This window comes from Shewanella gaetbuli, from assembly GCF_023284065.1.
GTDB classification, from domain to species: Bacteria; Pseudomonadota; Gammaproteobacteria; order Enterobacterales; family Shewanellaceae; genus Shewanella; species Shewanella gaetbuli.
In genome coordinates this window covers 296,440-319,677 of sequence record NZ_JAKIKP010000002.1, presented here as the reverse complement: position 1 = coordinate 319,677, position 23,238 = coordinate 296,440, and the positions used below count along the sequence as shown (strand labels likewise).

Here is a 23,238-nt window from a genome sequence, read left to right as displayed (position 1 = left end):
ACGAAGGCGGTAACTGTTCAAAGAGGTGATACTAATGAGTTCAGATGAAATTAACACTATAGTCATTGTTGGGGGCGGCACCGCAGGTTGGTTAACAGCAGCTAACCTAGCAAAATCATTTAACAGCAAAGTCCCAGGTAATATTAAGGTCAAATTGATTGAGTCTCCTGACATACCTACAATTGGTGTAGGTGAGGGTACTTGGCCAACAATGAGAGCAACATTAGCTCGGTTAGGCATAAAAGAGTCGCATTTTTTAGCGACGTGTAATGCGACCTTTAAACAAGGAACAAAGTTTATTGGTTGGCAAAATGACCAGCATCATAATCAATATTATCATTTATTTACCTCCATATTTGATCCAACCCAATTCAATTTAGCTCCTTACTGGTTAAAAGGAGTTGCGGGACAATCCGTTCCTTATGCTAGCGCGGTGAGTGCTCAATCTGCACTGGTCGAATTAGGGTTAGCACCTAAAAAAATTACCACTAAAGAATACGAAGGCATTCAAAACTATGCTTATCATTTGGATGCAGGTAAATTTTCTGAATTATTAAAAGAGCACTCTATTCATTCATTAGGCGTTGAATTTATATCTGCGAATGTGACAGATGTGAATCTGTCATCAGATGGCAGCATTGCTAATGTTCAAACAGACACTCATAACAAAATTGAAGGCGACTTTTTTATAGACTGCACCGGCTTCAAGAGTCTGTTGTTAGGTGAAGCGCTAGGCGTTGGGTTTACTTCAATTAAAGATACGCTACTGACAGACCATGCTGTGACAATACAAGTACCCTACGAGCATGAAGATAGTCCAATCAATGCCTGTACTCATTCTACGGCTCAAGATGCCGGTTGGATTTGGGATATTGGCTTAACTAATCGCAGAGGTGTTGGTTACGTATATTCCAGCCAACATGTGTCACATGAAGATGCAGAAGCCACTTTAAGGCAATATATTGGTGACAGTGCACAAAGGTTAACCGCCAGAAAAATTAAAATTGATCTAGGTTATCGTAATAAATTCTGGCATAAAAACTGTGTCGCGGTTGGATTGTCAGCGGCGTTTGTGGAACCGTTAGAAGCTTCTGCCATTTTTTTAATTGAAGCGGCCAGTAACATGATTGCCGATCAGCTACCGAGTAGCCGACAAGCGCTTCAATTTGCAGAAAGAAAGTTTAATGAATCTTTTATGTTTCGCTGGAGCAAAACCATTGATTTTATTAAGATGCATTATGTTCTTTCAGATAGAAAATCTCCATTTTGGCAAGATAATAAGTTATCTTCAACGATACCCGCTAGCCTCAAAAATGCATTAGCGAGTTGGCAAGAGCAGAGTGTCAGCGCATATGACTTTGCTCATGTTTATGAACCTTTCCCGATGGAAAGTTATCAATATGTTTTATATGGCATGGGCAATAAACCTAAAAACATTGCCGCTAATAGATATACTGATATCGATAAAGCAAAAGCTCAATTTGCACAAGTACAAAAAATTACTGAGCATTTGATCAAGGACTTACCAGAACAAAGAGCACTGTTAAATAAGGTGGCTCAATATGGATTTAATACTATTTAAAATAGCCTAAAAACGAGAATAATTATGACAACAATAGTTCCTTTAGATAGTCAAAAACACCAATCTTTAAGCTTAATTAGTAATGCCGGTTACGCTCATATTCAGCAGAGTCATTTATTGCCGCTTACCGTTCATGAGTTTGCTATGGCGGCTACGAATTTCCCAATTGTTTTTGTTAAAGATGCCCAGACAGGTCAATTTAAGGCATGTGCGTTAGTGGGCTTAAAGCCTGAGCAGAATTTGTTTAGTAAAAACTCACAATGGTTGGGTTCTTACATTCCTGAATTTGCAAAACTTCACCCTTTTGTTGCGGTTAAAACTGAAGCTAACAGTGATAAATATGTGATTTGTATTGATGAGTCAAGTGAGTCTTTATCGCAAAAAGGTGAGGGAGATAAGTTATTTAATGACTCCGTCGCCTCTGAAGTATTAACTCAACGAGGTAATGCCGCTGTCGCTTGGGCGCAAAAAAGTGATTTAACAGATGCATTCATTCGTCATCTTTTAGAGGTTGAAATCATTCAATCTCAGAGCCTATCTATTTCAAAAGAAGATCAGTCATATAATTTGACGGGTTGCTATGTGGTTAATGAAGCCGCGCTAAACAACTTAGACCCTCAAGTATTTATGTCTTTAAAAGATAAAGGTTATTTAGCGCCTATTTATGCAGCATTATTATCTCTTAATCAAGTCGGTAATTTGCTTAAATTAGCAGATTAAGGAGTACGGCATGAGCTCGAAAACAATAAATCAGGTTGTTATCGTAGGAGGGGGAACAGCGGGTTGGTTAACCGCTGCGATTTTGGCAACTAAATTAAATTGTCGAGATTCAAAAAGTGTCCAAATTACCTTAGTTGAATCACCTACAATTCCCATTTTAGGGGTAGGCGAAGGTACATGGCCTACTATCAGAAATACTTTGCAAATGATCGGCATTGATGAAAGTGAGTTCATGAGGGAGTGTGATGCTACTTTCAAGCAAGGTGCTGAATTTGTAAATTGGCGGGACACGCCAAAAGATGGTGAAACACATAGTTATTTTCATCCATTAAGCGCAGTTTTTCACTCAGCATATGATTTTAATTTAGCGCCATATTGGTTGCTAGGGTCTTCTCCTTTACCTTATGACCATGCAACCACGAGTCAAAGTAGAATTAGTCAATTAGGTTTAGCTCCCAAAAAAATCACGACACCAAGCTATGCGGCCATTCAGAATTATTCTTATCACCTTAATGCCAATAAATTTGCAGAGTTTCTTAAAAAGCATGTGACAAATAAATTGGGTGTTAAGTTTATTTCTGCCAACGTTACGCAGGTGCATCTTGATGAAGAACAGCATATTAATAGGCTATCAACCGATATTGAACAAGACATTATCGGTGATTTTTTTGTCGATTGCTCAGGCTCAAAAGCACTGTTAATAGGTGATGCCCTTAATGTCGGCTGGCACAGTATTGATGATGTTATTTTCAATGATACGGCCTTAGCGATGCAAGTGCCTTATCCAGACGAAAATACCCCAATAGCATCACATACCATTGCCACTGCGCAGGAAGCGGGTTGGACATGGGACATTGGTTTACATAATCGCCGTGGTGTTGGTTATGTTTACTCTAGTCGTCACACCAGTGATGAACGTGCCGAAGAAGTTTTACGAGCATACATTGGAGAAGAAGCAGAAGGTATAGAAGCGAGAAAAATCCCGCTTAATTTAGGTTACCGAAAACAATTTTGGAAAGGCAATTGCGTTGCCATAGGCATGTCAGCAGCATTTGTAGAGCCGTTAGAGGCTTCGGCAATATTTTTAGTTGAAGCGGCGGCTAATATGTTAGCTGATACTTTTCCTCGGCATAAAAGTTCTTTAGGCTTTGTTGAGTCTTCATTTAATAAAACGTTTAAATTACGCTGGGATAAAAGCATCGATTTTATCAAGCTTCATTATTGTATTTCTAATCGAGCAGACACTGCATACTGGCGGGATAATGTTGATCCTAGCTCCATTCCTGAATCACTCAAGTTAAAGCTCGAACAATGGAAATATCAACCGCCAACAAAATATGACTTTGATTATGCATTTGAACCTTTCGTGTTAGATAGCTACTTGTTTGTACTTTACGGCTTAGGATATTCAACCAATTTAGCCGCTGATGAAAGTCGCTATAATGATAATAAAATTGCCCAAGCAAAATTTTCAGAGATTAACCTATTAACCCAGCGGTTAGTCGATGAGTTACCTACACATCGACAGCTTATTGATAAAGTCTACCAATTTGGGTTTCAGTCGATTTAGCACTCCCTGATTAAAAATAACCAGCATAGATTTGTGCTGGTTATTTTTTACATCATATCTAACACACTCAAATTGTCGTTTATTTGAGCGCTTGACGCATATTCTGCCTAATAACGGCAGTTCTCGCTTGAAAAAGTTCTGCAACTTGGTAGTTTCAAGTACCAAAATTATTTCAAACAGGTTATAACAAGTCTGAAAAATGATTATCAACCTGAACATACTTAAATGAGAAGCGCCTCAAGGAGCCAAGATGTCAAACCAAATTACCTTACTCGAACAAGCTAAGCATGGTGAACTTAAAGTCACTGCTAGCGATTTTGCTCACGTTGCTGAACAACATATTGTGCCTGTTACGTTACATGAAATTAGCCGTGCAGCGACTGAGTATCCAATCGTATTTGTTAAAAATAGCGATACGGGTGAGTTTCAAGCGGTGGCAATGCTAGGGCTTAAACCAGGTCAGAATTTAAGCGTTAAAGACGGCAAATGGTTAGGTCTTTACGTGCCAGCAGTGATTCGTGATTATCCACTAGGGTTAGTTCTCAATCCAGACGTTAAAGATAAAGTATGGATAGGCATTCGCGAAGAAGCGAAAGAAGTCAGCAAAACTGAAGGTCAGGCTTTATTTGATGGTGAAAAAGAGACGCCATTCTTAGAAGCGCGTAAAAAAGCGCTAATTGAGCACTTTGAACAAGATCAAGCGACTCGCGGTATTTTAGGCTTTTTAGCTGAAAAAGAATTGTTAATTAGTCAAACGCTGACAGTTGATGTAGCGGGTGAGAAACGTAACATTAACGGTTTGTACCTAATTGATGAGCAAAAGCTTAATGGCTTATCTGATGAAGACTACTTAGATCTTAAAAACCGTGGTTTGTTAGGCCCTATCTTCGGTCACTTAGGTTCACTTAACCAAGTAAACCGCCTTGCACGTATGGAAGTATTAGGTCGATAGTCAGCCAATGACACGTTTTGAAAATGGCGCATTAAGCGCCATTTTTTATGCCACAAATAACATCACAAAACCGGTTAACATTATCCATGCTGCGAAAAAAAGTTTCAGTTTTACCACTGAGAAAAATAACGCAATTCGCTTAGCGATCAACCCGCCAATAGCTGCCCCAGGCCCTGCAAATAATAATACCTCAAAATTGGCCATTGAACCCTCACCAAGTGTTAGTGGGGTTGCAGCCCAAACAGTAATCGCACTTACCACCACGCCTGTAGCAATAGAAAGTTTGGCGCAATAGCCTCGTAACATTAAATAAATCACAATAATCTCGCCCACACCGACAGACAACCATGCGGTGATAATGCCGCCAACAAACCCAAGAAAACACAACACCATACAGTCGACTACGCCATGTTGTTGAAAGGGCTCCTTTTGAGTCAGCAAGGCTGATTTTCTTGTATTGTAAATAATAATAGCGCCAAGGGTTATAGAGAATATGCTGAAGCTTAAATGAAGAGAAATTGGCGCAGCCAAGGCGAAGAATTCACTGGCCCATAAACCTAAAATTGAAGTGATTGAAGCAACAATACTAAATGGCGCAAATCCTTGCCAAGAATGGCCCTTGTGATGAGTAAAATAATGATACGCCCATGTTAATGCCCCAGCGGTCATGCCAAAACACTGAATTAAAAAAGAGGTATGAATGGCTTCCCCTTCACTAAATGACAACGCAGTAAAGGCAGGGATAAAGATAACGCCGCCTCCTGCTCCCGTGGCATTGGCAAAAATAGCGCCTGTAATCCCTAATAAAGTGAAACCACTATGGCTTAAAAGAAGTTGCTGTAAATTATCAGCTTGCCAAGCCCAGGCTCCCCATAATAATAGCAAAAGACACAAGGTCATTGTGAACAATGGGTTAGATAGAAAAAATCGTTTTAGAAGCATAAATAAACTAGCTGCATTTTATTATTATATGGGCTAATCGTAACAGTGGTTGGCCTTGTTGTCATGAGCTGTTGTTAATATTTTGTGGGGCGATTGCTGAGGGTGTTTTGTTGTTAACTCCTTGTTTATTATCATTTAAATCATTTGTTAATCTTGAATTAATAAAAAAGTGTAAAAAAGATGTAGATATTCTTAGGTTTTTTAGGTAACTTAGCAAATGACAGCGTTGTCATTTGCTTGTGGTGTACGTTGTTATTTAAGGTCACATGATGAGGAAGAGGTCTCCAATTCATGTTTGATTATGATTTCTCGGTCGGGCGAAGAATCATAATCCTTTTAATATACTTTTAGTCTCTCCCCAGAAACGAGTATAGGCTGGGTACATGTCTTAACAGATTTATGTCCCAGCTTTTTTTTTGCTTCAAAATAGGTGTACACGCTGGGAAGGCTAGCCAAATTCAGATTAACTTAATGTAACCACGTTAGGTTAACCATTAATAAATAATCGATTTTTCAGTGTGATATGCGAACAGATTAATGACGCTAAGGTGTTATTGTTAAAGCATAAATAACTGAACCATCGAAAAATAATAACAACGAGATATATCGAGGATACTATGAAAACGACTTGGGCTCTCAGTGCCATCATGATGTCACTCAGTTTGGCAGCATGTTCTCAATCTAATACTCAATCACCAGACCCTGTTGAAGCAGCGGTGGCATGGCAACAAAGCCAGCTGAATGATTTTGCAAGTCAGCTTGATGTTAAATATCGCATAGTAACAAATATACCTGAGGAAGCTTGTGCTGAGGATGCAAAAGCGGACGAACGTTGTTTTATTGTTGAAATAGATCTAACCAGTTCAACAGATTTGGCTTTAGCTGATTGGGAAATTTACTTCAGTCAAATGCGACCAGTTAAAGCGGTTTTAAATGACCAATTTAATATCGAGAGAGTTAAAGGTGATTTACACCGACTCACGCCAAATAATAACTTTACCGGTTTTAAAGCCGGTGAAACAAAAACGGTTCGCTTTAGAGGTGAGTCATGGTTGTTGTCTGAAGTTGACGGCATGCCAAATTATTATATCGTCGCTAAAGATGCACAAGGCCAAGAGCTTCAACCACAAATTATTGCCAGTACAATGGTGCAGGTTGACCCTGAAACCGGCATGGAAGTTCGCCCTTATGTTGAAGAGTTTGTTGATGCCAAAAGGCAGTATCAACGCACAGAACAAGACAAACTTGTTTGGGCCAAACCAGAGGTATTGTTTAAGCAGAACTCTGCAGTTGCTGTAGATGAAACGGTTGTTTCTTACAGTTTATTACCTACACCTAAAACCCAAACTTTAGCTGATAATCCTAAAAAGGTGTCTTTAGCCAATGGGGTGTCACTAGACAAACAAAGCTTACTAGATGCCGGTATTGAATACCAAGCCATTGAAGCAGCCGTGGCACGTTTAGCGCGTTTAGGAGTGACTGAAAATGAGGCAGGGGTTAAGGTTCGTTTTAGTAAGGCTGATAAAACAACAGACTCTGAAGCGGGGAGTTATCAGCTAACCATTGCCAATGATGCAATTAGCATTACTGCACATGAGGCTAGTGGATTTAGTTATGGTATTGCATCGTTAACGTCTTTACTTAGCTTAAATGATTTAACCGTGTCGACCATGCAAATTGAAGACAGCCCAAGATACCAATACCGTGGTATGCACGTTGATGTTTCTCGTAATTTCCACAGTAAGCAATTTATGCTCGATTTAATTGATCAAATGGCGGCTTATAAACTCAATAAGTTGCATTTGCATATGGGCGATGACGAAGGTTGGCGTTTAGAAATTGATGGCTTACCTGAGTTAACGGATGTGGGCAGTAAGCGTTGTCATGATTTTAGTGAAACGCGTTGTATTTTACCGCAATTAGGCAGTGGCCCGAATAGCGATACTCCTGTCAACGGTTTTTATAGTATGGCGGACTATGTTGAGCTGGTTCAATATGCAGATGCTCGTCAAATTCAAGTCATACCGTCAATGGATATGCCAGGGCATTCAAGAGCTGCTATTAAGGCTATGGATGTGCGTTATAAGAACTTAATGGCGCAAGGTAATGAAACCGCCGCTAAAGAGTTTTTGTTAACCGATGCGCAAGACACCACGGTTTACTCTTCGGTGCAATATTACGATGACAACACCCTAAACGTGTGTATGGAGTCTACCTACCATTTTGTTGATAAAGTGGTTTCAGAAATAGCAAAACTGCATGAGAAAGCGGGGCAGCCTTTAACGACTTATCATATTGGAGCAGATGAAACTGCAGGCGCTTGGTTAGAGTCGCCAATTTGTGAAGCGTTTATTGCTGACAATGAATATGGCATTACCGATATAAAACAAGTGGGCGCTTACTTTATTGAGCGGGTGGCAAACATGTTAGCCGACAAAGGAATTCAGCCAGGTGGTTGGAGTGACGGTATGAGCCATACCAATGTGGCTAAAATGCCGGGTAATTCACAGAGTAATATTTGGGATGTTATCGCCCATAAAGGTCATCAACGTGCTCATCAGCAAGTCAATCATGGTTGGGCTACGGTGTTATCAAATCCTGAAGTGCTTTACTTTGACTTCCCTTATGAAGCCGATCCTAAAGAACATGGTTACTACTGGGCTTCTCGAGCGACGAATAGTCAAAAAGTGTTTAGCTTTATGACCGATAACTTACCGGCTAATGCTGAACAGTGGCAAGATATTGAAGGAAACCCTTTTGAAGCTGACGACCGTAAAGTAGTTGATGAAAATGGCAAACTGATTTCAGGCCCGATTCAACAAGGTAAAGCGGTTGCGGGTATTCAAGGCCAATTATGGAGTGAAACGGTAAGAAGCGATCAAACCGCTGAATATATGATTTACCCCCGTTTATTAATGCTTGCAGAACGAGCATGGCATAAGCCCTCTTGGGAAGTGCCTTATCAATATGAAGGGCAGGTTTACAATCAGCACAGTGGCTTCTTTACTGAGTCAATGCGAGCACAACAAGCTAAAGATTGGCAAAAAATGGCCAATCACTTAGGCCAAAAAGAGTTAGCTAAACTTGAGAAAGCGGGTATTGAATACCGTATTCCAACAGTCGGAGCGGTTATCAATAATGGCTTACTAGAAATGAATGTGGCTTTTCCTGGTCTTGCGTTGGAGTATAAAGAACAGGGGAAACAGTGGCAGGCGTATGCTGAACCGGTAAAAGTATCTGCACCTGTTGAAGTTAGAGCTATTTCGCCAGACGGAAAACGTAAAGGTCGCACTCAGATTGTGAATTAAATGTGACTCTTTTGTGAGTCAATAAAGTCGTCAATATGGTTATATTGGCGACTTTTTTGTTTCAAATGCAATTGAAAATAGACAGGCTTTTACTGTAACCAATTGTTTTTTAAGGCGCGCGGTGTTGGCGCGGAAAAATGTCATTTTTTACTTAAAAAAATAAATGACAACGCTGTCATTTTAGGTGTAACATGGTCTTAACTTATTCAAGGCTGGCAGTAAAATCAGAAAAATAGCAGCCTTAATCAGAATACTAAGGAAAAGTAATGGGTGAGAATCAGCTTAGTAACACACAGCTTTATATTGGCATCGACGGTGGCGGCAGCAAATGTCGTGCAACTATATACAATCAAGCTTTAAAACCGTTAGGTACTGGTGTGGCTGGGCGTGCAAATCCGTTACATGGATTAGAGCAGACTTTTCAATCTATACAGCAATCGACTGAACTGGCTCTTAAAGATGCTGGTTTACCTATAGAAACCTGTAATGAACTGGTAGCCGGTTTAGGGCTAGCGGGTGTTAATGTTGGCCATTTTTATCAACAAATTGCTCAGTGGCAACACCCATTTAAAGCTATGTATCTTACTACTGACCTGCACACAGCTTGTATTGGTGCGCACAATGGTGAGGATGGCGCGGTTATCATTACTGGTACCGGTTCTTGTGGTTATTCTCATGTGGGCGAGCACTCTATCAGTTTAGGCGGCCATGGTTTCGCACTAGGTGATAAAGGTAGCGGAGCATGGTTAGGCTTGAAAGCCGCTGAGCATGTGTTGCTATCTTTAGATGGTTTTGCCAGCTCAACAAGCCTTACAGACAAATTACTCAGCCATTTCAATGTTGATAATGCCATGGGTATTGTCGACAACCTAGCCGGAAAATCTTCCAGTATTTATGCTCAACTTGCCCGTTATGTGTTAGCGAGTGCTAACGAAGGCGATGCCGTAGCCATCGCAATCGTGACTGAAGGCGCTGAATACATCAGTGCATTAGCAAGAAAGTTATTCGAAATTAATCCAAGCCGATTCTCAATGATTGGCGGCTTGGCTGAACCGCTACTTCCTTGGTTAGACGAGGATGTAGCAAGCAAAGTATCACCATCACTTTCACCACCAGAGTTTGGTGCGTGTTTGTATGCCCAAAAGCAATTTAATGCTGCAATTGCCGGTTAACTTCAATAGGCGCTCCCCCCCATTGAGGCGCCAAATGATATTAAGCGACAGCAAATTACAGCATCCCAATTTTTATAAAGGTTTACTATGACTACCAATACCATCATGGAACAAGAAGCACGCACAGCACCTCAAAAAATTGCACAGCAGCTGGCGGATAATGAACAAATCACCACTCAACTGGGTGAGAAACTTCGTGAATTTAAACCTAAGTTTGTGATGATTGTGGGCCGTGGCTCGTCGGATCATGCAGGTGTATTTGCTAAATACTTATTTGAAATTGAAGCGGGTATTCCTACCTTTGCAGCCGCACCATCTGTTGCCAGCATATACGGTAAAACCCTGCAATTAGAAGGCGGTTTAGTGATTGTGATTTCACAATCTGGCCGTAGCCCTGACATTCTTGCACAAGCCAGAATGGCTAAAAATGCTGGCGCTTTTTGTGTGGCATTAGTCAATGATGAAACCGCACCTATTAAAGATATCGTTGATGTGGTTGTGCCATTACGCGCTGGCGAAGAAAAAGCGGTTGCAGCGACTAAAAGCTATTTGGCAACCTTATCAGCAATATTACAAGTGGCTGCTAAATGGACTCAAAACCCTGAATTAGCAACGGCTATCGACACTTTACCGCAAGCATTACAAACCGCGGTTGATGCTGAGCCACAGCTTACTGCTGAGTCATTAAATGATGTGAAAAACCTGGTAGTTTTGGGACGTGGCTTAGGTTATGCCGTGTCTAAAGAAATTGCGCTTAAAATGAAAGAAGTTTGCTCAATTCACGCTGAAGCGTTTAGTAGCGCAGAGTTTTTACACGGCCCTGTGACATTAGTTGAAAAGAAACTGTCTATTGTTGATGTATGTGTCAATGATGAGTCTTATGCAAGCCATGTAGAGCAAATCGAAAATGTGACTCAGCGTGGTGCTGATTTAGTTCACTTGAATCAAACCAGTGACAGTATTCACCCTAGAGTGGCTCCGTTAGCTTTATTACAACGTTTTTATATTGACGTTGCTGCAGTGGCCATTGCTCGAGGTATTAACCCTGATCAACCTGCGGGTCTGAAAAAAGTGACTCAAACACTGTAATATTGACTATTCGTCATAGTGTTAATAAAACAAAAATAACGAGAATAATATGAAACAAATCCTGATTGTTGACCAACTATTTGATGGTGAAGCTTTTCATCAAAATATGGCCGTAACAGTAGAGTCTGGTTGTGTTACCTCTGTGGATAGTGCCGAGGCATTAACCGATGTCGAACCCAATCAAATCACTCGACTCACCGGCACGTTAACGCCAGGATTTGTTGATGTTCAAGTTAATGGCGGCGGTGGAGCATTATTTAATGCTGACCCAAGTGTTGAATGTATTGAAACCATTGGCCGCGCACATGCTCGTTACGGTACTACAGGCTTTTTACCTACGCTTATTACTGATGATGTCAGTGTGATGGCTCAGGCAGCAGATGCGGTTGCACAGGCTATTAGTCAAAATAAAGCCGGCGTATTAGGGGTTCACTTTGAAGGCCCGCATTTAAGCGTTCCTAAAAAAGGGGTGCATCCAAAACAGTTTATTCGTCAAATTTCTGAGGAAGAACTTGCCATTTTTAGTCGCCAAGATCTAGGGATTAAAGTGGTCACACTCGCGCCTGAAAACGTGTCAACTGAGGTAATTAAAACCCTCGTTAATGCCGGAGTTCATGTCTGCTTAGGTCATTCAAATGCTGATTACGAAACCGTGGTCGCGGCACTTGATGCCGGGGCAACCGGCTTTACTCATTTATTTAATGCTATGTCAGCTTTAGGTTCGCGAGAGCCGGGTATGGTTGGCGCAGCACTAGAAAACCAGCAAGCTTGGTGTGGCCTAATTGTTGACGGCCACCATGTGCATAGTGCCGCAGCTAAAATAGCCATTAATGCTAAGCCTCGTGGCAAAGTGATGTTGGTCACCGATGCCATGCCACCCGTTGGTATGAGCGAAAATGCTAGCTTTGAATTGTTTGGTACCCAAGTGGTTAGGCAAGGTGACCGACTGAATGCTCCGTCAGGGGAGTTGGCAGGTTGTGTGCTTGATATGGTGGGGGCGGTGAATAATACCGTAAGTATGCTTGGTATGGGACATGATGAAGCGATTCGCATGGGCTCGTTATACCCTGCGCAATTTTTAGGTATAGACCAGAAAAATAGCCATATCGCTCCAATAGGCTACATTCAAGCGGGTTACAAAGCTGATTTTGTATTACTTGATCAAAATAACCAAGTCAGTCAGACCTTTATTAATGGCAGAGTTGTTTTTGCTAATTAATCAGCCCATGCAATATTGATGGGGCAATTCAGTATTGCCCCTTATTGGAATCGACCATGACCACGACAAGCAATCCAAAACCTGCTGAGCAAACTAAAGCCGCTAAACCTAGACTAATGTCCCTTGATGCGCTCAGAGGATTTGATATGTTTTGGATTATTGGTGGCGAAGGCTTATTCGCCGCGCTGTTTTTACTGACGGGTTGGACCGGTTGGCAAGTGGCTGAACAACAGATGCTACATAGTCAGTGGCATGGCTTTACTTTTTATGATTTGATTTTCCCGCTGTTTATTTTCTTATCTGGTGTGGCGTTAGGCTTATCTCCTAAGCGGCTTGATAAGTTGCCTTTTGAGTCTCGTAAGCCACTTTATAACCATGCCGTTAAACGTTTATTCCTACTCATCGTATTAGGGGTGTTATATAACCATGGCTGGGGGACTGGTGTTCCCTTAGAACCTGAGCAAATTCGCTTTTCTAGTGTGTTAGCACGAATTGGTTTTGCGTGGTTTTTTGCTGCGTTACTAGTATGGCATACCTCTTTAACAACCCAAGTTTTCACTGCTGTAGCCATATTGATTGGCTATGGACTCATACTCTGTTTCATGCCGTTTCCCGGTGGGCAAGCTGGAATATTTACCATGGAAGGCGGGATTAATGCTTATATTGATGGCTTACTTCGCCCAGGTATTGCTTATCAACATAGACCACTAGACCCTGAAGGGGTGTTGTCGACAGTGCCTGCAGTGCTAAACGCATTAATAGGTGTTTTTGTGGGCCAGTTTATTGTCCGTCCTCACTCCAAAGGCGATTGGGCGAAAGTGGCTATTATGTTGTGTTCAGGAATATTTCTTTTGGCGTTGGGCTGGTTAGTCAATCTCGTCATACCGGTTAATAAAGATCTTTGGACCCCCAGCTTTGTATTAGTGACCTCTGGGTGGAGTTTACTTTTTCTGGCTTTATTTTATGCCATCATTGATGTACTGAAATGGCAGAAGTGGTCCTTTGTGTTTGTGGTGATTGGTACCAATGCCATTATCGTTTATCTTGGAAGTAGTGTAATTAACTGGCAATACATTACTCAAAGTCTTTTTGGTGGGGTGATTAATGTGTTTCCTGCTGAAAGCCAGCCGTTAATGACGGTGATCGGCTTTATTACTGTGCAATGGCTTGTGTTGTGGTGGATGTTTAAGCGTAATATTTTTATTCGTATTTAATAAGCGACAAGATTTTTACTCGAGTTTAACTAGCGACAAGTTGTAACCTTTAATTATAAATGACAGCGTTGTCTTAACATTGATAATGTTTTACTATCAAACTAGCTTGGTTTATTGCACTCAATGGCTTTAAGGCTAAGTAAAACCGCTAAGACAATAATGATAAATGACTAAAATAACGAGCAGGTTTATGGAAATGACAGCAACGAAAGATCAACCTAAAAGCAGTTTTGTGCCGATGGCTATTGTCGCCATACTGTTTTTCATACTCGGTTTTGCGACATGGTTGAATGGCTCTTTAATGCCATACCTTAAGCAAATTCTACAACTTAGCCCATTTCAGGCTTCACTGATTCTATTTTCTTTTTATATTGCGGTTACCTTTACCGCGTTGCCATCAGCTTGGGTTATTCGCAAAGTCGGCTATAAAAATGGTATGGCATTAGGTATGGGAACCATGATGCTTGCTGGACTGTTATTTATTCCTGCGGCGCAAACACAAATCTTTGTATTGTTTTTATTGGCGCAACTTGTCATGGGTACAGGGCAAACCTTACTGCAAACCGCTGTTAACCCTTATGTTGTTCGCTTAGGCCCTGAAGAGTCAGCCGCCGCTCGAGTGAGTGTTATGGGGATTCTAAATAAAGGCGCTGGTGTGATCGCTCCAATGGTATTTACGGCACTTATTTTAGACAGCTTTAAAGACCGAGTCGGCACCGAGTTAACCCAAATTCAAATTGATGAAATGGCCAATAGCCTCATTTATCCTTATTTAGGCATGGCAATATTTATTGGTATTTTGGCGATTGCGGTTAAAAAGTCACCTTTACCTGAACTTGAAAAAGAACAAAGTGAAGATGACTCTGAAAAAGGACAAATTAAACAAGCTTTGGCTCATCCAAACTTAGCTTTAGGCGTGGTAGCGTTGTTTGTATATGTTGCGGTAGAAGTAATTGCCGGTGATACAATAGGTACGTTTGCATTAACGTTAGGCGTTGAAAATTATGGGGTTATGACTTCATATACCATGCTATGTATGGTGTTAGGTTACACTTTAGGTATCATTTGTATTCCGCGCTTTATTTCTCAACCAAATGCATTAATGCTCAGTGCTATTCTTGGTTTATTGCTTACGGCAGGCATTGTATTTGGTAATACTGATTCTTATGTTATTGCTAATTTATTGTTGGTGCCATTTGGTGGCGCGCAATTGCCAGATACATTACTAATGATTGCTATTTTAGGATTGGCCAATGCAATTGTTTGGCCTGCTGTGTGGCCGTTGGCTTTATCTGGAATGGGTAAATTAACCAGTACGGGTTCTGCATTATTAATTATGGGTATTGCAGGGGGCGCATTTGGTCCATTATTCTGGGGTTTAACCAGCTCTGCAACATCATTAGGTATGCAAGGTGGTTATATGGTGATGTTCCCTTGTTACTTGTTTATCTTATTCTACGCTGTCAAAGGCTATAAGATGAAAAGTTGGAAGTAATATTTGGTAGTGTTGATATTAACGCTATAACGATTAAGAGAGCCTAATGGCTCTCTTTTTTTGCCTGTTGTTCATTTCTATAGCTTAAATGAAAGTTGGTTTAATGCTTGTAGATTAAATGCTTGTGGCGTCAATATGAATGAAGTCTATCAGCGTTTAGGTGTAGCTGGGCTATTGAAACAAAAGATACAAAAAAGCCACTCATTGAGTGGCTTTTTTGTTTTATTGGTGCCGGCACCAAGAGTCGAACTCGGGACCTACTGATTACAAGTCAGTTGCTCTACCAACTGAGCTATGCCGGCGAATTGTGGTGCCCGAACCCGGAATCGAACCAGGGACACGAGGATTTTCAATCCTCTGCTCTACCGACTGAGCTATTCGGGCAATTAAACTAAGCGTTTAATCATCTACTTCAGACTCAATAACCTTATGCTTTAAGGCCTGTCTCGTCTGGAGTGCGCACATAATATAGGGATGGTTTTTATCGTGCAAGTAGTTTTTTAAACTTTTTTATTGTTCGCTCATATTGTGGTCAAGGTGATGGCTTTTTGAGTCAATAGGAGGCATTTACTCCATTGAAGGCCGTTTAAATAGTGATGATTGAAGTTTCATGAGGCCGTAAACATTCTTATATTTGGGAGAAATACTTATTATTCTAAAAAATAGAAAGGTTTTGCCGAATTTTGCTAATTTAATTTCATAAAATAGTAAGTAAACTGGTTTTCATTAAATAACGTAAGGAAAAGCCGAGCTATGTTAAAAAACACCAACACGGGTTATGGATTGATTGCAATCGCAATGCACTGGGTGTCAGCCATTGCGGTCATAGGAATGTTTGCTTTGGGCTTTTGGATGGTGGACTTAACGTATTACAGCAGTTGGTATAAAACAGCGCCAGATATTCATAAAAGTGTTGGCTTACTGTTATTCGTGCTTATCTTGTGTCGATTATTGTGGCGTTCGATTTCAATTAAGCCACAGACGTTAGCTTCTCATCGCTTGTGGGAAACCCAATTAGCGCACGTTGCACACCGTTTATTGTATTTATTGTTGGTGTTGATCATGATTTCTGGATACCTAATATCCACAGCCGACGGGCGAGGTATTGCGTTTTTCGATTGGTTTATGGTGCCTAGCTTAGGTGAATTATTTGATAACCAAGCTGACCTTGCAGGGAGCTTCCATCAATATGCGGCTTACGTTCTTATTGCTTTGGTGGTTTTACATGCTTTAGGGGCACTTAAACACCATTTTATTGATAAAGATAACACCTTAACGCGTATGTTAAGTCTTAACAAAAGCAGCCCTAGTGCTGCAAATAAGCATGACTCAACCATTAATTAAAAGGATAGATTAATATGAAAAAGTTATTGTTAGCTTCAGCTTTGAGCGCAGCAATGTTGGCTCCTGCGTTTTATAGCGCTGATACTCATGCCGCTGATTATGTGATTGATACTCAAGGCGCACATGCCTTTATACAATTTAAGGTCAGCCACCTGGGTTACAGCTTTGTCATGGGGCGCTTTAATGACTTTTCTGGTGAATTTAGTTTTGATGCTGACAAACTAGAGCAGGGTAAGGTTAATGTGACTATTCAAACCGCCAGTGTTGATTCAAATCATGCTGAACGTGATAAACACTTACGTGGGGAAGATTTTTTAAATGTGGCTAAATTTCCTCAAGCTAGTTTTAAATCTACCTCTATAAACGATTTAGGCAATGGTAAGTTTGTGTTGAATGGTGATTTTACTTTTAATGGTGTGACTAAGCCGTTAGCTATTGATGCCGAAATAGTCGGAGAGGGAGAGGACCCTTGGGGAGGGTACCGTGCAGGCTTTACCGGCACGACTGAATTTAAAATGAAAGATTATGGCGTAAACATGGACTTAGGTCCGGCTTCAGCTAATGTTGAGCTTGAATTAGTGGTTGAAGGCATAAAACAATAACTGAACCATGCTGATAAGGTTAGCCTGACATTGGAATACCGATGTCAGGTAGCCACTTTAACAAGAGTGTGAATATTATTTAAATTGCTGAAATTATTTCTCATTACCAAGGGTCTTGTATCTGTATCGTCAATTTATTTCAGGAACCCTTATGTTTAAAAGTATTGTTATTGCCGCCAGTTTAAGCTTTTTGAGTGTTATCAGTGTTGCTAAACCTATTGCTATAGATGAAAACAACATTAGCCCGTTATTAAATGGTCATCAAATCCCCGATGTAACCTTAAAAACTGTCAAAGGTGATGCGGTTAATTTGCAAGAATTAGTCGCTAAGCAAAAAACAATCCTGTTCTTTTATCGTGGAGGCTGGTGTCCGTTTTGTAATGTACAAATGGGCCAACTTCAGGCTATTGAACCTAAGCTGATTGAAATGGGCTACCAGTTAGTGGGTATTTCACCTGATTCGCCAGAAAAACTAGCAGCTTCAATGACCAAAAATGAACTGAATTATCTATTACTGTCAGATGAACACATGCAAGCTGGGCAAGCGTTTGGATTAGCGTTTTATACCAGTGAAAAAGTCACCTCTATGTATCAAGCAAAGCTAGGGGTGTCGAATACCTTATTTAAAATGTCTTCTGGCGAAGAAAGATTAGTATTACCCGTACCAGCAATTTATATCAGTGATACTGATGGGTTAATTCAATTTATGTACGCTAACCCTAACTACAAAGTTCGTCCTGCTCCAGAGTTGATTATTTCTGCTGCACAGTTAGTTAAATAAACGCTTTTCACTTCCACTCCAGTTTGGCACAAAGCTATTTTGTGCCATTTTTTTGCGGTTTTTTTACTCAATTTACGCTGTTTTATGTTGAATCAATCAAATGTAACAGTGCTTACGACAAATATGCCATAAGGCAGCAAAAATCTACAATTATCATCGATAAACTTTATAAATGACTATTACAGCATCAAGATACCCCCCCCGAAAATGGCATTGGGTAAAGCCATTGTTTTTACGCTGAATCAATTTGAAAAGTTCAGACGTTACTTAAATGATGGCCGATTAAATAACGACAACAACTGAACTGAACGGGCGATAAAGCCCTTTGTGATAGGTCGTAAGGCTTGGCTATTTTCAAATATGCCACGAGGCGCTCGTGCCAGCGCAATCCTTTACAGTCTCATCGAAACCGCAAAGGCCAGCGACCTAGTCGTGCATGAGTGTCTCGCTAATTGCCTGCAAGGCTTGACGGATAACCCAAGTGACGTTGAGTCTTTACTGCCGTGGAATATCAAGCAAAGGTAAATGGCTAGGTGCCGTTAGCTGGACGCTTATTCTATATTCACAGGATAGTACTTTTTATCTTTTTTAATCCACACTTTAAATAAATTTTTTTTGACATAGCAGAAAGATTTTTGCATTTTTAAAAAGTTTTTAAAACTTCTTACGTTGAAAGAGTTAAATCCGTTGGAGAACAATACTTCTAAAATAAGTTTGTTATGACCTTCTTGCCACTCATAGGGATAACACGGGAATTTTCGTTCCCTCTGAACTTGTTTCATTGTTTCTTTATTAATATTGGCCCAGATAATATATCCATTTGGTCTACCAAAGGGATCATTAAATACCTGAACACATTTAGATTTTGAGGAGTTGCTTATCCACTGCAAAAGATATGCAGGAGTATTAATACCTGTATTGCATCTGATTTCTAGAACTTGTTCAAATATACTCTTTGATGAATCGTTCATTGCTCATTACCTGTGATTTACAGCATTACATAGACGTATTATCTTAAGTAAACTTGGGAAAAAGTTGTAATCGTGAATAATAAAATTTTTTTTCGGAAGGTTAGAGATTATTTCCTCAACTTTTTCTTCATTAAAATTTTTACCTGTTATAATGGAGTTACCTCTTGATACTATTGAAAAGGAGTCTCTTTCATGTTCATATTTTATTATCAGGCTATTAGAACTAAAAGCAATGGTATTGGAAATGTCACTTTTTTGAAAAATCCACTTTGCAACTTCTCTGAAACTATCAATGAAATCTTGGACACTATTCAAGTCTTGTGAGATTTTTTTATCCACTTGTTCTCTGATTTGCCCGTTGTAAAAAAATGACGAAAAATATGCTATTTTAAAACATTTTAGAATGGATGTTTTAATTATTACCTGCTTCTTATAGGACTTATTTGTATTGTCAGTCAAATGATTATATACAGTTAAAAGAGCCTCGGCTGTGTAATTTTTAGAATCTTTATTATTTAAAAAATCGTTAAACAACTCTTCAATGGCAAAAGTGCATCTATCAGTAGCTTCCTTAATCTTAGGGAAACCTACGGAAATTTCCCCGTTGTTATGATTAAAAATGTGAAAGTAATCTTTCAGTATTTTTAAAGGTTTTTTTAGTTTTCCAAACTCGATTGATTCACTTTCAATACCAATTAGTTGTGGGAAAAAGTAATTGGTATATGCGTCGAGCTGCTCATAAAAATATTTAATAAGTGGGTCTGAGTTTAAAGATACTCTGTTGTATTTGCTATAAGTGTATATCCATTCAACAGCTGTATCTGCAATACTTTGAACTTCGGAATAAAAAGGTACAGTATCATTACTCGCCGCGTAATTTTTCCCATCAAATACAAAAGTGGTATTTGTAAGGTCGAGCCAACGACCGTCAACTCCTATATTTGATGGGGTTACAGAACCGTGACTTATTCTAAATAAACGTGAAAATGCGAATTGTTTTGCACAGTTGCTTAAGAATTTACTTATTAAAAATATAAATTCTTTGTGACTTTTATACGAATTGCCGAGGTTTAGGCAAGCTTGCCTTGTGCGCTCAACATCGCCATCTATAAACGGTTCAAAGTCTTTTCTAGGCTTAAAAAAAGGTGACCTCAAAAAGTGAGCTGGCCTAGTCGTTACCTCTCTGACTCCTATACATAACTTATGAGTCCATTCTTTTTTAGAATCAAAATTATGTGAACTTTCACCAATAAAAGCCAATGCGTACATGTTCACTACACCTAAAGGCAGTATTTCTGCATATACTAAGTGATTGATTGATTCTGTAATTGCTTCATCAATGCAGTACATACCAGTACTGTGAGCAAAATTATCATGATCCCCAAGATATGGGGTTACCCCAATACCTTTAAGTTGTATATTGCCAACGTTTGCGACTCTCGCACCCCCTCCGTTAAAACCAACACCTAGGCCACCATAGCCTTCAGCGAAAGCTGTAATTTTGCGATTTGTCAATTTAACGTCTTTAAAAAGGGGACTTGGCTTGACTACAAGTGGAATCGAGTTTAAGTCAATAATATCCGTAGTTTGTACGTTATTATTTTTCCATATAAACCTTTTAACAGCGCACTCATACGTTTCTAGTGGTACCTTTCGAACAACGTCCATACTTTGTAACATCCTTTGGGTTGAATTGTTCGTACTGTATAGCGGTTTAATAATTTAAATAAATTATAAAGAAAAATGAGAATAGAATTGCAGGGTGTGTAATCAATTTTATCCCACTGTAAGCAGTGGAGTTTTGATGAAATGCTTTCATATTAGTTTTACCGTATATTAGATTAATTGGTAGTACTGAAAGAAGTATAACAAAACCAAAATTCACACGCCCGACATAACCTGCGGCGATAAAGGTACCGATAACCACAATTAGACTTAGTTGATAAAGTTTCATAGTTATTTTTACCGAGAATTATTAAAGAGGGCGAAAGTAGAGCGCCCTATATAGACAATGTGTTAGCTAAATAAGCCACCAGCAGCGCCAAATCCAAAAGAAGCTCGAGGTGCTATATAACTTCTAAATCCAGATGCTATAGGTCCTCCAATTGCTCCAAGTACTGCTCCACTGCCTACTGCAGTCGCAAAGCCGCCCCATGAAAAACTACCTGATGTCGCCGCACCGCCGAGATAGCCGGCAGCTCCGATAACTGCCCCAGCAGCGGCTCCGGGAGGACCAAAACTTCCGTTAACCATTTCTAGTTCTTCTAAACTTAGCTCACGAATTTCCGAATTTTCTGAAATATTTTCCATTTTAATTTCCTTATTAAGTAAACAACTGCCTGTTTAAACACATTACTAGATGAAAATAATTCTTCAATAATAAACTTTATGCTTTTATAATTTTAATTTAAGTGTTATTTTTTAAGGTTTATCATAATTTGTTGGCAGAAAGATCTGAACGAAATTTAGGGTTCCAAGCTTCCTTCACGTCGGCGCCTAGCTGGAGAGGCTGTTTTTTCTCTTTGTGTTTCTTTAATATACTCAGGGCTGCTCGGTTGAAGAAAACAAGCTGTTTTGTGCCATCTGGAGCGGATACTTTCATTGCACTCTCACGAAAAACAACATCCAATACCCAGTGCAGCCGTTCTCAACTGCCAACTGGTCGCGGATAGCATGAGCGGCTTCCTCGGCAAGAAGCTAACATAGCATAGGGACGAATTGGAAATTGTGCCATTAACAGAGCGCTCGTTAGCGACCTCTATCAGTGGCTTGATACAGGGCTATTTCTTTTTCAGCTATGGTGATAACTCTGCTTTTGTTCGTATTACGGGCCTTTTTTCCTTTCGTTCATGACCGCTGTTAGATGGTTCATATATTTCCAGCTTTTCAATGTCATAAAAAGTCTGTAAATAATGTCTTTACTTTATGCAAGTACACTTATTGATTGCCTTTCACCTAGATCATAAAGTTGCCTTTGCGTAGTGTGATGGTTTTCATACAAGAGACTTGGCAGTACAATGCATCTAGCGTGATATTGTTACTGACATCGTATGCGCTTATGACATGAAGTGCACTTTTAACGTCGCCGCTCCACGCACTGCGCATGGTTTTGCTGTCAATAGCGATAACTAATTTCTCTTCACTTTGACTTTATCATTGAGCCAGTTAAACAGAACCTGCAGTAATAATTCACTGTCCAATGCTTTAATAATGCTTTGCGATACAGTGTCGTCTTGGGAGCTCATGCTAAAATCACGGTACAGACGTAACCAGTCGAGTTGTTCTTTTCAGAATACTTATATCTACTTCCACTCACTTGCACTATTAAGGTACAGTTGAGAGTGTAAGAAAGACGACAGCAACTAAATTGTGTTGAGGATTAATATCTTTGCAAGGATCGGGTAGTATTGTAAGATGTTTCAAAAGGCTTTGTTTGTCAGTAAGTTATGATTGATACTAATCTGTTCATGAAATGGGGTACAAGTTTAACTTAAAGTTCGATTCTGCTCTGCTTTCAATACGTTTTTAAAATAGCTCAACAATTTACGGAATATTGATATTAACTCCATGACTCAAACATACAACGCAGCCGTTTTACAACTGGCTCAAGCTGGTATTCAAGCACTAGTTGATTCAAATACTCAGCATAAAGGCATCCAAACCCCAGCTCAAGAGAGCCACTTTTTATGTAGCTGGATGGTAGATTCATTAAAAACTAAGCGTTTTTCAAAGCTAGTGGCAGATGATTTGACTCAGTGGATTCGTTTAGGTAGAAGTAAAGGGGCAGGGGCTGAACTAAAACGCTTATTAGAGCGTATAGTGTTTCATTATCAAACGGCGAAAACAGAGCAATTAGCTGATGCTGTGCAAAACTTATTAGCTGAATTTGAAGCTTTAGACTGGTTGGTTATTAGTGATACCCCATTAACAGAAAAGTTAAAATTAGAAGGGGATGGCCGCTCAAGTATTGTGGTCTGTGCTAGTCAATTAGCTCAACATATTCAGCAAGGTGAACTCATTAAACCGATATCACTTTATGTTAGAGGTGACGAGCAGCAGCTGGCTACTTTAGCGTTAAAACATGGGTTGTTACTTAGCCAAGCAAATAAAAAAAATAGCTTAATTAAACACCATAAAACCTATGTGGTCAGCCCTAAAAATAACCATGTAAGTTTGTGTTTGTTAGCTCAAACTATTTGATGATAAATACAAAACAGTTGAATTAATAATCTAAGATGATATACCTATAAACACAGACAGTTAGCCGTTATAAAGTG

18 protein-coding genes, 2 tRNA genes and 2 pseudogenes are annotated in these 23,238 nt (G+C 39.8%); 15 read left to right on the top strand and 7 right to left on the bottom strand.

The window, feature by feature from the left end; translation table 11 throughout:
* Nucleotides 1–34: 34 nt before the first annotated feature.
* The 4 genes from L2672_RS04105 (at nt 35) to L2672_RS04090 (ending at nt 4,824) form a co-directional block, all read left to right on the top strand.
* Nucleotides 35–1,582, top strand: a complete 1,548-nt coding sequence (locus L2672_RS04105) for a tryptophan halogenase family protein (protein WP_248994559.1) — start codon at nt 35–37, stop codon at nt 1,580–1,582.
* A gap of 24 nt (nt 1,583–1,606) precedes the next feature.
* The gene (locus tag L2672_RS04100) at nt 1,607–2,302 is read left to right on the top strand and encodes a SapC family protein (RefSeq protein WP_248994558.1); all 696 of its coding nucleotides are present in this window, start codon (nt 1,607–1,609) and stop codon (nt 2,300–2,302) included.
* A 10-nt stretch (nt 2,303–2,312) separates the two neighbouring features.
* A complete protein-coding gene (locus L2672_RS04095) occupies nt 2,313–3,872 on the top strand; it encodes a tryptophan halogenase family protein (RefSeq protein ID WP_248994557.1) in 1,560 nt (519 codons plus the stop codon).
* A gap of 250 nt (nt 3,873–4,122) precedes the next feature.
* On the top strand, nt 4,123–4,824 hold the full coding sequence (locus L2672_RS04090; RefSeq protein ID WP_248994556.1) for a SapC family protein: 702 nt from the start codon (nt 4,123–4,125) through the stop codon (nt 4,822–4,824).
* 45 nt (nt 4,825–4,869) lie between these two features.
* Here L2672_RS04090 and L2672_RS04085 read toward each other — a convergent pair whose 3' ends face one another.
* Nucleotides 4,870–5,724, bottom strand: a complete 855-nt coding sequence (locus L2672_RS04085) for a sulfite exporter TauE/SafE family protein (protein ID WP_248994555.1) — start codon at nt 5,722–5,724, stop codon at nt 4,870–4,872.
* Between the two features lie 659 nt (nt 5,725–6,383).
* Between L2672_RS04085 and L2672_RS04080 the strand changes: the two genes are divergently transcribed.
* The 6 genes from L2672_RS04080 to nagP all read left to right on the top strand — a co-directional run bounded on the left by L2672_RS04080 (nt 6,384) and on the right by nagP (nt 15,263).
* Nucleotides 6,384–9,074, top strand: a complete 2,691-nt coding sequence (locus L2672_RS04080; RefSeq protein WP_248994554.1) for a family 20 glycosylhydrolase — start codon at nt 6,384–6,386, stop codon at nt 9,072–9,074.
* A 266-nt stretch (nt 9,075–9,340) separates the two neighbouring features.
* A complete protein-coding gene (gene nagK / locus L2672_RS04075; RefSeq protein WP_248994553.1) occupies nt 9,341–10,246 on the top strand; it encodes an N-acetylglucosamine kinase in 906 nt (301 codons plus the stop codon).
* Between the two features lie 87 nt (nt 10,247–10,333).
* Nucleotides 10,334–11,335 carry a glucosamine-6-phosphate deaminase NagB-II gene (gene nagB-II / locus L2672_RS04070; RefSeq protein ID WP_248994552.1) on the top strand — a complete coding sequence of 334 codons (1,002 nt, stop codon included), beginning with the start codon at nt 10,334–10,336 and terminating at the stop codon, nt 11,333–11,335.
* A 49-nt stretch (nt 11,336–11,384) separates the two neighbouring features.
* Nucleotides 11,385–12,554 carry an N-acetylglucosamine-6-phosphate deacetylase gene (nagA, locus tag L2672_RS04065; RefSeq protein WP_248994551.1) on the top strand — a complete coding sequence of 390 codons (1,170 nt, stop codon included), beginning with the start codon at nt 11,385–11,387 and terminating at the stop codon, nt 12,552–12,554.
* Between the two features lie 56 nt (nt 12,555–12,610).
* Complete coding sequence (gene nagX / locus L2672_RS04060) at nt 12,611–13,768, top strand: transmembrane glucosamine N-acetyltransferase NagX (RefSeq protein ID WP_248994550.1); 1,158 nt, start codon at nt 12,611–12,613, stop codon at nt 13,766–13,768.
* 196 nt (nt 13,769–13,964) lie between these two features.
* Nucleotides 13,965–15,263 carry an N-acetylglucosamine MFS transporter NagP gene (gene nagP, locus L2672_RS04055; RefSeq protein ID WP_248994549.1) on the top strand — a complete coding sequence of 433 codons (1,299 nt, stop codon included), beginning with the start codon at nt 13,965–13,967 and terminating at the stop codon, nt 15,261–15,263.
* Between the two features lie 226 nt (nt 15,264–15,489).
* Here nagP and L2672_RS04050 read toward each other — a convergent pair.
* Together L2672_RS04050 and L2672_RS04045 are read right to left on the bottom strand one after the other, a co-directional pair.
* Nucleotides 15,490–15,565: transfer RNA gene (locus L2672_RS04050), tRNA-Thr, on the bottom strand.
* A gap of 6 nt (nt 15,566–15,571) precedes the next feature.
* Nucleotides 15,572–15,647, bottom strand: a tRNA-Phe gene (locus L2672_RS04045).
* 369 nt (nt 15,648–16,016) lie between these two features.
* On the opposite strand from L2672_RS04045, the gene L2672_RS04040 reads away from it, so the two are divergent.
* From L2672_RS04040 to L2672_RS17410, 4 genes and pseudogenes are all read left to right on the top strand, one after another.
* The gene (locus L2672_RS04040) at nt 16,017–16,607 is read left to right on the top strand and encodes a cytochrome b (RefSeq protein WP_248994548.1); all 591 of its coding nucleotides are present in this window, start codon (nt 16,017–16,019) and stop codon (nt 16,605–16,607) included.
* 14 nt (nt 16,608–16,621) lie between these two features.
* The gene (locus tag L2672_RS04035) at nt 16,622–17,209 is read left to right on the top strand and encodes a YceI family protein (RefSeq protein ID WP_248994547.1); all 588 of its coding nucleotides are present in this window, start codon (nt 16,622–16,624) and stop codon (nt 17,207–17,209) included.
* Between the two features lie 151 nt (nt 17,210–17,360).
* Nucleotides 17,361–17,990 carry a peroxiredoxin-like family protein gene (locus tag L2672_RS04030; RefSeq protein ID WP_248994546.1) on the top strand — a complete coding sequence of 210 codons (630 nt, stop codon included), beginning with the start codon at nt 17,361–17,363 and terminating at the stop codon, nt 17,988–17,990.
* Between the two features lie 207 nt (nt 17,991–18,197).
* Nucleotides 18,198–18,515 (top strand): annotated as a pseudogene (locus L2672_RS17410) (IS66 family transposase).
* 26 nt (nt 18,516–18,541) lie between these two features.
* Here the strand turns inward: L2672_RS17410 and L2672_RS04020 are convergent.
* The 4 genes and pseudogenes from L2672_RS04020 to L2672_RS17375 all read right to left on the bottom strand — a co-directional run bounded on the left by L2672_RS04020 (nt 18,542) and on the right by L2672_RS17375 (nt 22,384).
* Nucleotides 18,542–18,961 (bottom strand): hypothetical protein, encoded by a 420-nt coding sequence (locus L2672_RS04020; RefSeq protein ID WP_248994545.1) that lies wholly within the window; start codon nt 18,959–18,961, stop codon nt 18,542–18,544.
* A 6-nt stretch (nt 18,962–18,967) separates the two neighbouring features.
* Entirely contained in the window at nt 18,968–20,629 is a 1,662-nt protein-coding gene (locus L2672_RS04015; RefSeq protein ID WP_248994544.1) for a hypothetical protein, read from the bottom strand.
* A 348-nt stretch (nt 20,630–20,977) separates the two neighbouring features.
* The gene (locus L2672_RS04010; protein WP_248994543.1) at nt 20,978–21,271 is read right to left on the bottom strand and encodes a class IIb bacteriocin, lactobin A/cerein 7B family; all 294 of its coding nucleotides are present in this window, start codon (nt 21,269–21,271) and stop codon (nt 20,978–20,980) included.
* A 121-nt stretch (nt 21,272–21,392) separates the two neighbouring features.
* Nucleotides 21,393–22,384: pseudogene (locus tag L2672_RS17375) on the bottom strand (ISAs1 family transposase).
* 144 nt (nt 22,385–22,528) lie between these two features.
* Between L2672_RS17375 and L2672_RS04005 the strand changes: the two are divergent.
* Nucleotides 22,529–23,161, top strand: coding sequence for a DUF2913 family protein (locus tag L2672_RS04005; protein ID WP_275974948.1), 633 nt, complete (start codon nt 22,529–22,531; stop codon nt 23,159–23,161).
* Nucleotides 23,162–23,238: the final 77 nt, after the last annotated feature.

What these genes read in the sequence shown, in the direction of transcription:
- L2672_RS04105 (WP_248994559.1), top strand. Translation starts at nt 35, where the DNA reads ATGAGTTCAGATGAAATTAACACTATAGTCATTGTTGGGGGCGGCACC.
- L2672_RS04100 (WP_248994558.1), top strand. Translation starts at nt 1,607, where the DNA reads ATGACAACAATAGTTCCTTTAGATAGTCAAAAACACCAATCTTTAAGC.
- L2672_RS04095 (WP_248994557.1), top strand. Translation starts at nt 2,313, where the DNA reads ATGAGCTCGAAAACAATAAATCAGGTTGTTATCGTAGGAGGGGGAACA.
- L2672_RS04090 (WP_248994556.1), top strand. Translation starts at nt 4,123, where the DNA reads ATGTCAAACCAAATTACCTTACTCGAACAAGCTAAGCATGGTGAACTT.
- L2672_RS04085 (WP_248994555.1), bottom strand. Translation starts at nt 5,724, where the DNA reads ATGACCTTGTGTCTTTTGCTATTATTATGGGGAGCCTGGGCTTGGCAA.
- L2672_RS04080 (WP_248994554.1), top strand. Translation starts at nt 6,384, where the DNA reads ATGAAAACGACTTGGGCTCTCAGTGCCATCATGATGTCACTCAGTTTG.
- nagK (WP_248994553.1), top strand. Translation starts at nt 9,341, where the DNA reads ATGGGTGAGAATCAGCTTAGTAACACACAGCTTTATATTGGCATCGAC.
- nagB-II (WP_248994552.1), top strand. Translation starts at nt 10,334, where the DNA reads ATGACTACCAATACCATCATGGAACAAGAAGCACGCACAGCACCTCAA.
- nagA (WP_248994551.1), top strand. Translation starts at nt 11,385, where the DNA reads ATGAAACAAATCCTGATTGTTGACCAACTATTTGATGGTGAAGCTTTT.
- nagX (WP_248994550.1), top strand. Translation starts at nt 12,611, where the DNA reads ATGACCACGACAAGCAATCCAAAACCTGCTGAGCAAACTAAAGCCGCT.
- nagP (WP_248994549.1), top strand. Translation starts at nt 13,965, where the DNA reads ATGACAGCAACGAAAGATCAACCTAAAAGCAGTTTTGTGCCGATGGCT.
- L2672_RS04040 (WP_248994548.1), top strand. Translation starts at nt 16,017, where the DNA reads ATGTTAAAAAACACCAACACGGGTTATGGATTGATTGCAATCGCAATG.
- L2672_RS04035 (WP_248994547.1), top strand. Translation starts at nt 16,622, where the DNA reads ATGAAAAAGTTATTGTTAGCTTCAGCTTTGAGCGCAGCAATGTTGGCT.
- L2672_RS04030 (WP_248994546.1), top strand. Translation starts at nt 17,361, where the DNA reads ATGTTTAAAAGTATTGTTATTGCCGCCAGTTTAAGCTTTTTGAGTGTT.
- L2672_RS04020 (WP_248994545.1), bottom strand. Translation starts at nt 18,961, where the DNA reads ATGAACGATTCATCAAAGAGTATATTTGAACAAGTTCTAGAAATCAGA.
- L2672_RS04015 (WP_248994544.1), bottom strand. Translation starts at nt 20,629, where the DNA reads ATGGACGTTGTTCGAAAGGTACCACTAGAAACGTATGAGTGCGCTGTT.
- L2672_RS04010 (WP_248994543.1), bottom strand. Translation starts at nt 21,271, where the DNA reads ATGGAAAATATTTCAGAAAATTCGGAAATTCGTGAGCTAAGTTTAGAA.
- L2672_RS04005 (WP_275974948.1), top strand. Translation starts at nt 22,529, where the DNA reads ATGACTCAAACATACAACGCAGCCGTTTTACAACTGGCTCAAGCTGGT.